Below are 16,321 nucleotides of genomic sequence, written 5' to 3' on the forward strand. Positions count from 1 at the left end.
GATTAGTGATTAAGTTATTTCTAATCACTGGCATCACTGGTATTCAGGTTCTTGAATAACTTGATCTTCCTTGGCGGACGAATCTGGTCGTGCACCAATGTTGAAGCCCAAATCTTCAGAAGACGACACCGGATCATCATCCTCATCCTTCATGTCAATTGCCACTCCTTCGGAGTTAAGCACCTCAACATTCAAGGAGAGAGACTGCATTTCCTTGAGCAACACCTTGAAGGACTCAGGAATACCAGCTGGTGGAAGGTTATCGCCCTTGACAATAGCGCCATACACGCGCACGCGGCCGTCAACGTCATCAGACTTTGTGGTCATCATTTCGTGCAATGTGTAAGCAGCGCCATAAGCCTCAAGCGCCCACACTTCCATTTCGCCGAAGCGCTGGCCGCCGAACTGCGCCTTACCACCCAACGGCTGCTGGGTAATCATAGAGTAAGGACCAGTGGAACGAGCGTGAATCTTATCATCAACCAAGTGATGCAGCTTCAAGATGTACATGTAGCCAACAGAAATTGGCTTAGGGAATGGCTCACCAGTGCGGCCGTCAAACAATGTTGCCTTACCGTCGGAACCAACAAGCTTATTGCCATCGCGGTCTGCAAGCGTAGTGCTCAAAAGACCCTTCAAGGTTTCTGGGCGCACGCCGTCGAACACTGGAGTTGCAACAGGAGTGCATGGATCGCCATGCTCAGCGCCTTCTGGCACATACTTCTTCCAAGCAGCCTCAAGGTCTGGATCCAAATTAATATCCCAACCAGCGTGAGCAATCCAACCCAAGTGAAGCTCGAGCACCTGACCCAAGTTCATTCGAGAAGGCACACCCAACGGGTTAAGCATAATGTCTACTGGAGTACCATCAGCCAAGAATGGCATATCCTCTTCTGGCAAAATGCGGGAAATAACACCCTTGTTGCCGTGGCGACCAGAAAGCTTATCGCCCTGCGTAATCTTACGATGCTGAGCAATGTACACGCGAATCATCTGGTTTACGCCATTTGGAAGCTCATCGCCATCGTCTTCAGCGTCTTCACGAGTGATTTCCTTAACAGCAATCACAGTACCAGTTTCGCCGTGTGGCACGCGCAAAGAAGTGTCTCGAACTTCACGGCTCTTTTCGCCAAAGATTGCACGAAGCAAGCGCTCTTCTGGAGTAAGCTCAGTCTCGCCCTTAGGCGTTACCTTACCAACCAAAATGTCGCCAGCTTCCACCTCGGCACCAATGCGAATAATACCGCGCTCGTCGAGGTTTGCAATAGCGTCTTCGCCAACGTTTGGAAGGTCGCGAGTAATCTCTTCGGCACCAAGCTTGGTTTCACGAGCATCGATTTCGTACTCTTCAATGTGAATCGAAGAAAGCGTATCGTCTTGCACAAGACGCTGGGAAATAATAATAGCATCCTCGTAGTTGTAACCATTCCAAGGCATAAACGCAACGAGCAAATTCTTGCCGAGTGCAAGCTCACCCTTGTCTGTTGCAGGACCGTCTGCCAAAACTGTACCAGCTTCAACACGCTCGCCATCTTTAATAAGCGGCACCTGGTTGTAGCAAGTAGTCTGGTTAGAACGCTGGAACTTAGAAAGCTTGTAGCTGGACTGAGTTCCATCGTCGTTCATAACGCGAATAATATCTGCAGAAACGTAGGTTACAACGCCTGGCTTTTCGGAAAGAATCACGTCTCCAGAATCAACTGCAGCACGCCATTCGGAACCCGTACCAACAAGTGGACGCTCCGACTTAATAAGCGGCACAGCCTGACGCTGCATGTTGGTACCCATCAAAGCACGGTGGCCTTCATCGTGCTCCAAGAATGGAATCAAGCTTGCGCCGAGGGAAACCATCTGACGTGGAGAAACATCCATGTAGTCAACAGTGCTTACAGGAACATCGACTGCTTCTTCTTCGTCAACACGAGCAAGTGCCTGAGTGCCAACAAAGTTGCCATTTTCATCGAGTTCCTGATTTGCCTGAGCAATAACGTGCTCGGCTTCGCGATCTGCAGTCATATATTCGACTTCGTTAGTCACATGACCATTAACGACCTTACGATAAGGTGTTTCAATAAAGCCGAATGGGTTGATGCGACCAAAGGTTGCAAGCGAACCGATAAGACCGATGTTTGGACCTTCTGGGGATTCGATTGGGCACATACGACCAAAGTGGGATGGGTGCACGTCTCGAACTTCCATAGATGCGCGGTCTCTAGAAAGACCACCAGGACCAAGAGCCGAAAGACGACGCTTGTTTGTAACGCCCGCCAAAGGATTGTTCTGATCCATAAACTGGCTAAGCTGAGAAGTTCCGAAGAACTCCTTAATAGTAGCGTTAACTGGTCGAATGTTAATCAACGACTGTGGTGTAATCGCCTCAGCATCTTGCGTGGTCATGCGCTCGCGCACAACGCGCTCCATACGGCTTAAGCCAGTACGAATCTGATTCTGTACAAGCTCGCCAACCTGACGGATTCGACGGTTTCCAAAGTGATCAATATCGTCCACGTCTACACGCAATTGCACATCTTCGCCATCACGCTTGCCTGGGAAGGTCTTTTCGCCCGAGTGCAAAGTAACCAAATACTTGATTGTGGCGATTATGTCTTCGCGATTCAAGCTGCGATCGTTGTAATCCGCTTCCAAACCAAGCTTGCGATTGATCTTGTAGCGACCAACGCGCGCCAAATCGTAGCGCTTTGTGTTGAAGTAGAAGGATTCAAGCAAATTGCGACCCGCGTCTGGAGTTGCGGTATCTGCTGGGCGAATCTTGCGATACAAGTCTGTAAGAGCATCATTTTGAGTGTCGATTGGCTCTTTTTCTAGAGCGTCGAGAACAAGAGGATACCCTTGGAATGCCTCGGCAATTTCTGGCTTAGTCATGCCAATTGCCATCAAGAACACGATTGCAGACTGCTTACGCTTGCGATCTACGCGCACGCCAAGAACATCGCGCTTATCAATCTCAAACTCAAGCCACGCTCCGCGACTTGGAATGATTTTTGCGCCAAAAACGTCTTTGTCGGAAGTGCGATCTTGCGTGCGGTCAAAATACACGCCTGGGGAACGCACAAGCTGGGACACGATTACGCGCTCAGTGCCGCCAATAATGAATGTTCCGTGTGGTGTTTGCAGCGGGAAATCACCCATAAACACAGTCTGGCTCTTAATCTCGCCAGTTTCGCCGTTTTCAAACTCTGCGTTTACGTACAAAGGAGCGGAATATGTGTAATCCTTCTCTTTGCACTCAAGCACAGTGTGACGTGGCTCTTCAAAATATGGATCCGAGAATGTGAGGCTCATTGTCTCAGCAAAATTCTCGATTGGAGAAATCTCTTGGAACACTTCTTCTAGACCAGAGACATGAGGCACAGTGTGAGTGCCATTTGCCTCATCTTCTTCGACGCGCTTCTTCCAACGCTCGGAGCCGATCAGCCAGTCAAAGCTGTCGGTTTGCACACCGAGGAGGTATGGCACATCGATTGGCTCACAAATGGAGCCGAAATTCACACGATCCGACGCTTTATGCAATTTAATGCTGTGCTCGTCGGCACGCGCGATGACTTTGGTGGTGTTCGTCGTAGCTTGTTCAGCAGCCAATGGACGTTCCTTTATCGCTAGCTAGTTTTCTTAATCCTTGGGAGCTTTAGAAAATCGCAGCAAACGCGCTTAAAATCAACGATTTTGGGTTTGCGGGCGCCTTCTTCGGTTCCTTGAGTATGCCCGCTATATGACACACCTTGTACAAGGAAACGATTTTACCCCTTCACATCGACTTTTGGCGCCATTTGTGCATGTGTTAGCGAACAGAAATAACCACGGGATTGCTTTGTAATCCTGACACATCCTTATGCGCAATTTGTGCAATGTAAGTTCCGCGCAAAACTTTAGGCAAGTCGGCGTCATCTAAGCAATCCTTGCCGGTAGGCGTTCCGACTGTAGCATCCGTGCTCCATACGATTTTTTTCTCGTACGAATCACCTTTTGCCATTAACAAAGGCTTGAGTGGAATTCCGCACACATCTGATCTCCACTGCGGCTCTATTTTCTGCTGCTTTTCTTGCTTTTCTCTAGATTTATCTGATTTATCTGATTTATCTGATTTATCAGCACTTACGCTGTCTCCAATTGTCAACACCATTCTGCCATCCGACGCATCTATTCTGCAGGAATCGTCTCCTTCATGAACTATGCGAGCAGTAAATTCTACGCTTCCTCCCATCGGTACAGATTGCGATGCTGAGGTTAATTCAATACGAACGTCTTTTGCACTACATTTTTTTATGATTCCAACAGGTCTTGGATCTGGCACAAGTTGTTTAGATAGAGTAACGTCTGAATGTTTGCTTATAGCACTTCCAATTGCAGATATGCCTTTAAAAATGCTAATTATGCAAAAGATACAAAACACTAAAACAGCCAGCAGCCCCACGCAAACTACGATTCGGCGGCGAATGTACATGCGACGGCGCGCAGCACTAATCTTCCGCTTCGGTTTACGTTTTAACACAGGCATAGTCACCATTGTAATGCATGAGTAGTTTTAAGACTATTTTTGACTATAGGCTATTTTGCTATTTTCTATAAGCTATTTTCTGTAGACTATTTTCCGCCCTCAAATCCAAGCTGACGCCACGCTTCATAAATGGCGATTGATGCGCAATTTGTAAGATTTAAGCTTCTAAGCGAAGGACGCATTGGCAAGCGAACCTGTTCCGCAACATGAGGGCCAGCCATAATATCCATTGGGTCTGGAATATCTCCTGGCTCTGGTCCAAAAAGCAAAATATCGTTCGGCTTATACTCAATATCTGTGTAAAGTTTTGTGGCATTTGCAGTAAACGCGATTATGCGAGAATTTGGCATTGATTCCACAAGGTTTTCAAAATTCGGGTGCATAACAACGTGTGCCATATCGTGATAATCAAGACCCGCGCGGCGAAGCTTTGTGTCTTGAAGATTAAATCCAAGCGGCTCTACAAGATGCAAAATGGTGCCCGTTACCGCGCAAAGGCGAATCGCAGAGCCTGTGTTTCCTGGGATTCTAGGCGAATAGAAGCACAAGTGCGGAGTTTGAGTTTGCGCAGTGCTTGCATCTTGCGCGCTTAGCATGGCATCCATAACGCTGATTGGATTTCCGTGCGCGTCTGTTACAAGCTCGTCCGGACCGTAGTTTGACTTTCGGTAGCCGTACTCATACATCTGCTCTACACGATTGACTGGGTTTTGTGCGTCTTGCATACTTTTATCTTCTTTACTTTTATCTTCTTTACCTGTGACTTGCATACTCGTAATAATCACCTCAATAAAATCATCATAATAAAAATAAGCGCAAATCCTGCAAAATCAGCCCACGAGAACACAGCTCCCGTAAACACAACAGCCGTGATTGCAGCCATAACAGGCTCGCTCGCCCCCAAAAGCGTTCCGCGCACAGATCCAACTCGCATAACGCCAGCCAAAAACATCCAATATGCGCCAAAAGTTCCGCCAACAATCGTAAAAGTAAACAGCAAGTACGCGCGCAAATCCAAAGGAGGCATTGTTTGCCATGGCTTCACAAATGGCATCATAATAAGACCTGCAATAATAAACGTAATTCCGTTTACAGTAAGATTTCCCCATTTTGCAATCAATTTAACTGGCATAATCGCAAGAGCCGCCGTACTTGCAGCATCTGCCAATCCCCACAAAAGTCCCATCAGCGGCAGCGAAAGCGAGCTAAAGTTGCCTCCCGTTGCCATAAGCGCAGTTCCTGCAAATGCAAGCAAAACACCAATGTTTTCGCGCATTGTAGGCATCCTTCGAGTTCGCAAACACACGTAAACAAGCACGAAAAGCAGATTCAAACTTTGCAAAACAGTAGCCGTGCCAGAGTTAGTCCAGTCGATTGTAAAAAGATACGCAACTTGCGTTAAAAGCACACACACGATGCCTGTTACGACTAGCATTGGCCATGATTTTTTTGTGCTTAATGCGCCAACGAGTTGCTTGCGATTAACTATTGACGCAACGATTACAAAAAGCACGCCTGCAGCAAGCTGACGAACGCACGCAATCTGCAACGGACTCACGCGATATTGAGACATTAAAATCTTAGAAACAGTGGCGTTTGTGCCCCAAAGCGCGCCACCAAGAATCGTTAAGATTATGCCAATCATCATTGTGCGCGGACTATGATCCACCGCAGGATTTGGCTTTTTAGGCTTTATTTTTTGGATATTCTTTACAAAACCAACATCCATGCTAAACACCTTCTAAACTTAAATCCTGTATTTGCTAATAATCCTGTAGTTTTGCGCATATGTAGTAAGTCGCAAGTCGCAAATATAGCAAATCGCTTACTACATATGAAAAATCTACACTATCACATAATCAACAACACGCAATTGCAAAGGTTGTGTGTGCAATAAATCTATTAAGGTGATTTAAGAATCGCAAAAACGTTAGAAATGTCGCTCGCGCGTTACAGCGCGCTATTCCTCACGGCTATTAGTAGCCGTTCGGCTGATTTGGCGCATAAAGTCCACTGGACTTTATGCCTTTAAGCCAAATCACGCTTTGAAGGAGCTTGAAATGCGTTATGCAATTTCAAGCTCAGTCAAAGCGCTTTACTTGCGTTGAAAGCACACCGTGCTTTCAACCTGAGCAAGCTCAGCGCTCCGAATTGCCTTTTCGCGCTACGCTTTAAGCGAAAAGGCAGGTCGTCGCGCAACGCGCGACTTTGCATTATCCTCAGTTTATGTTATCTTATTTAAGTTGTCTTTCGTTGTGCGTTTAGCACAATGATTGATGTGGAGAATTCGCCTAGTGGTCTATGGCGCACGCTTGGAAAGCGTGTTGGTGTAACAGCCTCACGAGTTCGAATCTCGTATTCTCCGCGAGTAGGGTTTCTAGCCAGCACAATTGGTTGGAACCCTTTTTATATATTTGCCTATGCATCAAAATATATGAACATACACAAGCAGCTTAGCGTCGAACTCAACTGTTAGGCAATTTCTGCGCAGAGCAACCATGCAAAATTGAAGCCATGCTACGTTTTTCCGCACTAGTAACGCTAAGATCGTACTTATACTTAACAGCAATCTGCCTAGCTACATAATCGCATCTAAAGGATTTATTAGATGGCAGCCAATAAGCTGCAGAAGCAGATCCTTTTTCTTGATTCGCTGCTCCTTGAACAGCAAGAAGATTAAGCATATCGTTACCAAACTTAAGCCTCTTGGCATGACTCCATTTCCAGGCTCCTGATTGCCAAGCGTTTTCTAGTGCTACAACATGGTCGATTTGAACAAGAGCACTAGTTTTTCTTCCTCGAACAAAATTAATATTTAAACCGGTATAAGGATCGTGCAAAAGCCCTGATGCTACTTTGCAAGAACCAGAATACTTAAAACGAACCTGTTTTAAATCGCGAGCAAGAACATCTTCTCTAACATCACAGCCATTTTTATCAACATCTGTAGTCCTGTATCCAAAGACACTCCTGTTGTATCCAGACGGATGTGATTTAGCGACTTTTAGCTTATTAAGAAGAGCAGCAGCATCTCCATCAGCAACGTATTCACCAGTAATTTCGCCAACATCATGATTGATTTTTGGCAAAACAAGCCCAATAACAATGCCTATAAGAATAGCCAAAGAAATAAGCCATATAAAAGAGGCTATTCTTTTAGATATAGGGTTACTTGAATAATGCGTATTACGATCGTACTGCATGATTTATATCTACAACCCAAGGGATACGCCTAATAACAACGTCTAGAACTTGTTGAATAAGGCTAATAAGCACAATAATTGCCATAACTGCGTAAACAACATTCCATTGTGGATTCTTAGTGACAATTGGGTGAATAGTGTTAGAAACAAGCATTATTGCGTTCGCAATACCTATAAGAGCAACAGACATAAGAATTGCCTGCATTCTTCCCACTTTACGAGATAATCGCACTCGCTGTTGCGAAAGCTTACGCATTGAATCAACAACACGCTTAACACAATGCTCACCCTGTCGGAAAGCTAGAACCTCATCAATACCAAGTTCTACATCATCAACTTCAAGCTCCACCATCTTTTGTTCTGAATGAACTTTCTTAATAAAACTGCGGAGTCTAAGTCTAAATAATCCTGGAATTATAAACACTATTAGAGCACAAATCACAACAGCAAAAATAGCAATTTGAATATCAAAGTAACATAACAAAACGATTGCTGGAATAATCGACAAAACCATTCCAACACTCATGCTTAAACCTGCCTTGTGCAAATGCGCATGATGAAGATCCACGCCAGCAAAAGATGTCACTAATGTTATGCATCTTAAACATGCGCATACGCTTACGATAAGCACGTATTCTTGCATAGCAAGTCCAAAAAGCGGTCGATTAGCGATAGCGAACATTGCTGCAAAAGTGCAAACAGGTATCAATACTGCGCAAACTATATTGATTGCTGTAGAGAATGCTGAAAGAATCGCAAAAAACGCCTTTTTCAACGAAGATATAGTTGATTTACTTTCATGAGATAAATCTTTCAATAAGCCTTCGTGTTTTGCATTATTAAAATTCTTATTAGAGTTTTCATCAAAACTTTTAGCATATTCGTCTACTTTATTAGCTTTATCAACACTACCATCTGCGAAATTTTCGACATAAGAGCTAATAGAACTAGAACTGGTGTAATGCGAATTATGATATACACTAACGTTAACCAAATTGTCCGCTTTAGAAACGTAGTTATCGTCTGGCAAAAATACAAGAATCGTAGCTTTTTTAGCAACATGACGCAAAATATCACATAAATTCTTAGCTTCATCAGAACTAATATCGCTTGAAGAATAGTCGAAAATATACACTGGAGTTCTACGAATAAGCGCACGAGCCATAATAATTCGTCGGAAAATATCTTGCTTATTTTCAACCTGAATATTGTCTACACGCAAATCTAATCCGTTATAATCCGCATAAACAACACCATCTACATGAGCAGTACGCAATGCTTGCCACATAGATGTAGTAGTAGCATTAGACGATGCCATGAGCAGATTCTCTCGCAAAGTGGCTGAAAACAGATGACTATTTGAACGAACAATAGTAACAAGATCTGCAATAGCACCAGGATTTTCATTATTTAGTGAAACATAAGTTGAGTTTCCAGAAATATCACCAAAATCAGATACCACAAAAGGCGATTCAACATCTACTTCAGAAAAACCATATCTATCACTGTAAGATAGCGCAACATCTGATTTATCGCTAAAAACTACGCCATTCAAAACATTATTAGTAAATAATTCGTAGTATTCCTTTGGCATTACATTCAATTTTCCACTTGAAATATTAAAGGATGCACGCAAAGGTTTATTATTTTCAGTGAAATTGCATCGCACATGAAGAGAAACATTATTAGCTCCATCTGGGATGCTTAGTGACTTTTTATTATCTGAGAAATCTATGGAATCTGCAGAAGCAGAAGATTCTACAGAGTCTAAATTAGAAGAATGAACTTTACTAGAAGCAACACTTTTAAACAAGTTACTAATGTTATTCAAACCTAAAACAGCCCGATTTTTAATATGCATACAGTTAGCAACTCTACGTATTGGATCTACGCTTAGCATAAGAAGTGGCAAAGTTAGCATTGCAGCAGGAAGACCAACAGATTTAACAGAAAGAAGCCAAACTGTAGAAATAATTGCCACACCAGTCATTAAATACGTTAAAAATACGCATAAACAGCGCCACAAAACGCGAACATCTGCAAGAGCAGATACAAGTGCCAAAGTAGAAAAAATTGACGCAAAAACGCAAATAGTGGCAACATAAGAGTTTATTGAAAACATTGCAACACTAACCGCAAAAGGCATAGGAAAAGCAGCAATAATCTGCGGCAAAAGTAAACCATACCAACGTTGAACCCACTCAACATCATCGTTCACGCGAATAGAAGAATATCCCTTAGACCATTTTTTAGAGGAGCTCAAAGAAAGCATAGAACGCAACATTTTTGGTCTAAGCTTCATAGATACGCGAGTTCCAATTTCGGTAGAAATAGTACAAGACTGATGGAACGCAATATATTTTACGATAAGTATTCCAACAAGAGAAATAAGATAAGACGTCAATTCAACAGAGCTTAACAAGGACTTGCCAGTATATTTTGCAGGAATAAGCACTGGCGAAAGAATTCCAACACAAACATACACAAAACCAATATTCGCAAGAGAAGATATAGCAAGACATGCCGCTCTTAAAACAACCAAGTGCTTAACACCTGGAACAAAAGCGAAGAAACGACCAATCATTTAACTATCCTTTTCTTTTCCATAGAAAACTCTTTTAAATTCCAAAAATACTTTCACGCACTACAAAGTACACACACGATACCCTGCAGATTGAATCTACAAATTCGAGTAGCTCGCACTGTTAAAATCAGCTTTAAATCTCTTAAAAACGCTATCTAAACACTCTCTACAAACACATACCCACGCACTAGCTCACTACCCCTTTAGCATTCAAGATTACGCTGAGCATCAGGCATCAACACGCCGAAGAACTTTAGCTTAAATGCCAACTAATACGATGCAAATCACTAGGACCATACTCTAAAATCGCAGCTCTATGCGATTTAGAACCATAACCTTTGTTATGTGCCCAATCATAAATTTTATATTTAGGATCATCAGACAAGCTTGTCATAAGAGAATCTCGAGTCACCTTTGCAATCACAGAAGCTGCAGAAACACTAGCACACTTCTGATCAGCCTTAACTAAAGTGTGAACTTTAACAGGAAAATCAATACTAGGCGCATCAAAAGTTCCAGAAACCTTACCAATATAATTAAATGGTCCATCTAAAATCGCTGCAATATGAGCATTTTCAAGCTTATATCTCATACTGTTTTGCACATCTGAAATTGCACGAATCGCAGCAACACCAAGAGCATAACTTATTCCCCACTCATCAATCTCGCGATTTGTACAAGAACCAACAGCAAAAGCATCGCACCAATTTTCAAGAGGCTCCAATAATCCTTCACGCTTGTGAGCGTTAATAAGCTTGGAATCAGCTAATCCATCAGGAAAATAACCAGAATTAATTTTATCGGCACCAAAAAGAGCAGCACCAACCATAACAGGACCAGCTAAACTACCACGTCCAACCTCATCTAATCCAATAACCCAATCGAAGCCACTTTTTAAAAGGTCTTGCTCAAAGTTAAAAGACGGAACAGCAGCCAAAATCTCCCCAAATCTAATATCTACGCACGTTTAAAAGAACTATTTAGCATCTGACTTATTTCTTACATCATCAAACGCATCGCTATGATTTTCAAAAATACCCATACGATTCAAAGGCCAAAAACGCATAAATGCCACGCCTTCAACCTTAGAAATAGGTACCAAACCATCGTCACCATCATTCTTATGATACCTAGAATCCGCAGAGTTAGCGCGATTATCTCCTAGAACAAATACATGACCAGGTTTAACCTTCACCTTAAACGGGAAGGAACTAGGACTTACACCTGGTTTAATATAAGCAGATTCAAGCACAGGAACACCGTTAACAAGAATTGGGTCACCATCGCCCTTACATTCAACAGTATCCCCAGGCAATCCAATTAGACGCTTTATAAGATCTTTACCAGACACAATTCCGCCGCGACTATTTTCACCTTGAAGCCAATTAGCAGGATCTTCAAAAACAACAATATCTCCACGATTTAGTGGAAACAGGCGAGGAGTGAGCTTAGACGTAACAACATAATCGCCAATATGAATTGTGTCTAGCATGGAGCCAGATGGAATAAAATATACGCCGAGAATAAAAACACGAAGAAAAATAACAACAAGAATAGGCACAAGATACCATGCAACAAGCTCTTTCCAAGATGTTTTAAAAAGCTTGCGAGTACGAACCTTGGACTGAGATTTAGAGGAATCATAATCACTATCTTGATATCCAGAAATATGATTCCCTTTTATTTTTCCATGCCTAGCACGTTTAGCACTGAAGCCAGAAGTTAGACTTGGTCTTTCTTCTGGCTCCGGTGGAACTGGAGAAGGATTTAAGCCGTGACCTGCCACATTAACAATGTGACCATCGCTATTTTGCAAGTCTTCGGCAGACATATTAATCCTTAATGTTAAATCCTTAACCTTAAATAAATTTACTTAGCAGCGCTGTTGTCACGACGCTCGGCAATACGAGCAGCCTTACCACGCAAAGCGCGCAAGTAGTAAAGCTTAGCGCGACGAACGCGACCACTACGAACCAGCTTAATCGAATCGATAGCTGGGGAATGAAGTGGGAAGCGACGCTCAACACCAGTGCCGAAGCTCACCTTACGTACAACGAAAGTCTCGCGAACACCAGCACCCTTACGAGCGATAACAACGCCAGTAAAGGTCTGAATACGAGTGTTGTTGCCTTCCTGAATCTTAACGTTAACGTCAACAGTATCTCCAGGACGGAAAGCTGGGATTTCCTCAGCAGACTTAAGATGCTTAGCATCAAATGCTTCTACAGCATTCACCATGATAATTCCTCCTCGCCGCCGCATATCGACGTAAGCTACATCAAAGTAAGTTAGTCTAATTTTAACTTTTTCAACTTTACTTTGAATAATCCTTCCCAAAAAGTTTGCTTTTCAGGGCTTCCATCTGCCAAAACTTTAAAAAAGCAGGCTAGACTATTGATAAGTCGACTATGCGGCATCGCCTTATCGAAAGCATACAGAACACAAATTTATGCTCAATAATGGACATTATTGAGCATTATTTCGCACTATTTCAGCGCACAACGCCATTAAGCGGCGCCGTCTCAACAGTACGAGTTAATTCGTCATCATCGGCATCGTAGTCAAAAAGCTCACCATAACGACCCCAGCTAATCGCAATATCAAATTGCTGACGAGCCAAGGCGTCCGTATGCTTGCTGCGAAGCAAATCCAAAATCAACTCGCCACGAAGCTTGCCATTGCGGTTTCGGCTCAAAGCCTGATCAATTGCATGAACAAGAGGAGCATGCTCAATTGCAAGACGCGCAAACACCTGCTTGCTGTGCAAAATGTCGGCATTATGCCATTCTTGACCTGCTGGAGTAATAGTAATATGACCATTTTCTGCTGTAAGCAAATTAAGCATTGTTCCAGCATCTACAAGTGGGAACAAATCATCGATTTCGAACGACAGATCCGCAGCCAAATCAGCCAAATCAATGCCATCTGGCTCTTCCGAAATAACGTCTAGCAAACCTGCCATTCCTCCTGGCGTTGCGTTCGGCAGCAAGTGCACAGCAACAGGCTCAGGCTTCGGCTCCCCCGCATCCGCCTGCTCCTCGTTTTGCTTAGCTTCTGCCTCCGCGTCGTGATGCTTTTGAATAAGCATGTCGGCGATTGCAGCAGCTTCTGTTTCTTCCGCATCCGTCTGTTCCACAGGTTGAGAATCGCCATCTGCAGCAGACAAGTCGCCAGCAACCGTTGTATCAGTATTATCTGGCTCAGATTCACCCTCTGGCATAGAACCAGTCAAAATCGCATAAAGATTATCAACCATCGCCTCAAATTCAGCACTATGTTTGTCTCTCGGGCGAGGCAAATCAACTTGCACGTCTGCAATCAAATGCCCAGGATGAGATCCCAAAACCACCACGCGATCTGCCATTTGCACAGCTTCTTCAATATTGTGCGTAACGATTACAACAGACTTGATATCACGCTCTTCACTAGACCAAAGCTTAAGAACTTCCTGACGAAGATTTTCTGCTGTAAGGACGTCAAGCGCAGAAAATGGCTCGTCCATAAACAGAGCATCTGGGCGCAAAACAAGCGCGCGCGCAATACCTACGCGCTGACGCATGCCGCCAGAAAGCTCCTTTGGGTACGCTGTTTCAAAGCCGTCCAAACCAATAGCATCAATTGCTGCGAGAGCAAGCTCCGTGCGCTTTTCTTTGCTAACGCCTCTAGCGCGCAAACCAAGCTCCACATTGTCTTGAACTGTAAGCCATGGCATAAGTGCGAAGGTTTGGAAAACGATTGCCACACCTGGGTTTGGACCAGTAAGCTCGCGACCGCGATACGTTACAGTTCCCTCTGTTGGCTGAATTAAGCCTGCCATTGTTCGCAAGAAGGTTGATTTTCCAGCGCCAGAACGCCCTAGAATTGCAACGATTTCGCCTTCGCGCAACGTAAACGATATATCGTGAAGTACGTGCTGAGTAGTGCCACTATCCGATGTGAAACTTTGAGTTATGTGTTTTGCGTCGATGATATCGCTTGTAACTGAAGATTGTGCAGCAAAGTTCTGCGCATCCTTTTCTGCGGTTTTGTTCAAAGTGTTCATAATATTTGCCAATCTGTTTTGTAAAGTTAAAAAGTTTATAAACTTAAAAAGTTTAATTTTCCGTAGTTTATTTGATTTATTCGATTGATTATTCGATTGATTATTCGATTGATTATTCGATTGATTAGTCGATTAATTCAAAACAAATCTTTTTGCCGAATACCTTTGCAAAGGCGTCCAGAACAGTCGATTACTTAACACCACTATTAAGCTCATAACCGTTACTCCCACAAGCGTTTTTACAGAATCACCAACGGTTGTTGCATTCGTAATATACGCGCCCAAACCTTGAGTTGCCATGTGATTCTTGCCGTATTCCACAATCTCTGACACAATCGAAGCGTTCCAAGCACCGCCAGCGGCAGTAATTCCGCCAGTGCACCAGGATCCAAAAATCGCAGGCAAAACAAGAGTTTTCCACTTGAGCATACGATTTAATCTAAAGCTTCTTGTCATTTCTCTTAAATCGTCTGGAATCGCGCTAGCGCCTGCAATAACGTTAAACAGAATGTACCATTGCGTGCCAAGAGCCATCAAAATAATACTTCCCCATCCAAGGTCAATGTGCCAAGCCATAAACCACATCATTGCAAATGGGAACACAAAGTTTGCTGGGAAGCTAGCCAGAATTTGCACAACAGGTTGCATAATTCGCGAAATCTTAGGATTCATGCCAATATATACGCCTACTGGAACCCAAATCAGCGAGCTCACAAAAATCAACACAGCTACGCGAGCAAAAGTCAAAGCTCCTAACGCTCCAGCTGTAGCGAACTCCTGCAAACCTGTGCGAGTTGCTACAAAGTAAAGCATTTGAGCAGCAAGCCCCAAAATCAGCACAGCCATAACAATGTTGAAAACCAAGTCGCCAAGTTTACGCTGTGATGCTTTACGCGGCCACTGTGAACCTGTGCGTCCGAATGGTCGTGTAATAATTTCAAGCCATTCGCGAATCGGAGAAAACAGCTTGCTAATAACTTCGTCGGCATGCGAATGACGAATAAGTGTCAAAACAGCACTCTTTCGCTCCTCGTCGGATGCGCTTTGAGTTATGCGGAATCGTTCTGCCCAGGCGGTAAGCGGCTTCCAAAGGAAGAAGTCAATCGCTAGCACAACAACAATCATGGATAAAATAGCCCACCAAATGTTTCCAAGCTTGTTTTCTGCTGCAGATTGCGCCACAAAACTACCTACTCCAGGAAGCGCGTAAGTGTGATTGTTTACGGAAATCATTTCGGAAGCAGTAAGGAAGAACCATCCGCCGCCAACGCTCATCATGCAATTCCAAAGCAGCGGAATCATTGCGTTTGGCATATCTAGTACCCAGAATCGCTGCCAATGCGTAAGTTGCAAGCTGCGCACTGCCTCATCTAGCTCTTTTGGCTCGCTTAAAAGCGAACGGTGGAACGAGAAAGTCATATTCCAAGCCTGGCTTGTAAAAATTGCAAAAATCGAAGCGGCTTCAACGCCCATCATCGATCCTGGGAAAATCACCAGCCAAATCGTTACTGTAGCTGAAAGGAAGCCAAGAATTGGAACGGATTGCAAAATGTCTAGCAACGGAATAAGAACCTTGCCTAGTCGGCGGCTGCGCGCTGCAAGAGATCCGTAAACAATCGTAAAAATCAGCGACGCAATAAGCGCAAGCATCATACGAAACACTGATCTAAGCGTGTAGTAAGGCAAATTAATAAGGTCGGTTGAAACCGTGGAAGGTATTCCTTTAGGTCCAATTGGCTGGTTAATGCGCTGCAAAAGGAATGCACTTACGCCGAAAAGTGCGATTATACCAACGCACACAATAATGTCGGACCAAAAACGAGTGTTTTCGTCTACTTGCGTACTAGCACCGTTTTTTCCAGATGTTGTAAATATTGTCATGATAAGTCCTCTGGGAACGCGTATTTTTACACGCGTTTGCCGCTTATCACCACTATTTTTTGCGTTTATCTTAAATTTTGCTTAGAATTTTAGAC

At 43.7% G+C, this 16,321-nt stretch carries 11 protein-coding genes and 1 tRNA gene; 1 reads left to right on the plus strand and 11 read right to left on the minus strand.

Annotated features, from left to right (window positions below):
* Window positions 1-33: 33 nt before the first annotated feature.
* From rpoB to HXT20_RS05360, 4 genes are all read right to left on the minus strand, one after another.
* Entirely contained in the window at window positions 34-3,600 is a 3,567-nt protein-coding gene (gene rpoB / locus HXT20_RS05345; protein WP_004116667.1) for a DNA-directed RNA polymerase subunit beta, read from the minus strand.
* 199 nt (window positions 3,601-3,799) lie between these two features.
* Complete coding sequence (locus HXT20_RS05350; RefSeq protein WP_422114302.1) at window positions 3,800-4,516, minus strand: peptide ABC transporter permease; 717 nt, start codon at window positions 4,514-4,516, stop codon at window positions 3,800-3,802.
* A gap of 86 nt (window positions 4,517-4,602) precedes the next feature.
* A complete protein-coding gene (locus tag HXT20_RS05355) occupies window positions 4,603-5,241 on the minus strand; it encodes a tRNA (cytidine(34)-2'-O)-methyltransferase (RefSeq protein WP_226988348.1) in 639 nt (212 codons plus the stop codon).
* Window positions 5,242-5,297: 56 nt separating this feature from the next.
* Window positions 5,298-6,245, minus strand: a complete 948-nt coding sequence (locus HXT20_RS05360) for a DMT family transporter (RefSeq protein ID WP_422114303.1) — start codon at window positions 6,243-6,245, stop codon at window positions 5,298-5,300.
* 551 nt (window positions 6,246-6,796) lie between these two features.
* Here HXT20_RS05360 and HXT20_RS05365 point away from each other — a divergent pair.
* Window positions 6,797-6,881 (plus strand) — tRNA-Ser (locus HXT20_RS05365).
* 100 nt (window positions 6,882-6,981) lie between these two features.
* Here the strand turns inward: HXT20_RS05365 and HXT20_RS05370 are convergent.
* The 7 genes from HXT20_RS05370 to HXT20_RS05400 form a co-directional block, all read right to left on the minus strand.
* Window positions 6,982-7,719 carry an HNH endonuclease family protein gene (locus HXT20_RS05370; RefSeq protein WP_285085264.1) on the minus strand — a complete coding sequence of 246 codons (738 nt, stop codon included), beginning with the start codon at window positions 7,717-7,719 and terminating at the stop codon, window positions 6,982-6,984.
* A complete protein-coding gene (locus tag HXT20_RS05375; protein WP_285085266.1) occupies window positions 7,703-10,303 on the minus strand; it encodes an ABC transporter transmembrane domain-containing protein in 2,601 nt (866 codons plus the stop codon). Before HXT20_RS05375 ends, HXT20_RS05370 begins: the two co-directional genes overlap by 17 nt.
* Window positions 10,304-10,556: 253 nt before the next feature.
* Entirely contained in the window at window positions 10,557-11,240 is a 684-nt protein-coding gene (locus tag HXT20_RS05380) for a ribonuclease HII (protein WP_004114467.1), read from the minus strand.
* Window positions 11,241-11,279: 39 nt separating this feature from the next.
* Window positions 11,280-12,134, minus strand: a complete 855-nt coding sequence (gene lepB, locus HXT20_RS05385; RefSeq protein WP_004114465.1) for a signal peptidase I — start codon at window positions 12,132-12,134, stop codon at window positions 11,280-11,282.
* A 38-nt stretch (window positions 12,135-12,172) separates the two neighbouring features.
* Window positions 12,173-12,541, minus strand: a complete 369-nt coding sequence (gene rplS / locus HXT20_RS05390; protein ID WP_004114457.1) for a 50S ribosomal protein L19 — start codon at window positions 12,539-12,541, stop codon at window positions 12,173-12,175.
* A 253-nt stretch (window positions 12,542-12,794) separates the two neighbouring features.
* Entirely contained in the window at window positions 12,795-14,345 is a 1,551-nt protein-coding gene (locus tag HXT20_RS05395; RefSeq protein WP_421780139.1) for a nitrate/sulfonate/bicarbonate ABC transporter ATP-binding protein, read from the minus strand.
* Between the two features lie 132 nt (window positions 14,346-14,477).
* Complete coding sequence (locus tag HXT20_RS05400) at window positions 14,478-16,226, minus strand: ABC transporter permease (RefSeq protein WP_102720809.1); 1,749 nt, start codon at window positions 16,224-16,226, stop codon at window positions 14,478-14,480.
* Window positions 16,227-16,321: the final 95 nt, after the last annotated feature.

Origin of the sequence: Gardnerella sp. DNF00109 (assembly GCF_049262845.1) — a bacterium.
Lineage (GTDB): Bacteria > Actinomycetota > Actinomycetes > Actinomycetales > Bifidobacteriaceae > Bifidobacterium > Bifidobacterium vaginale.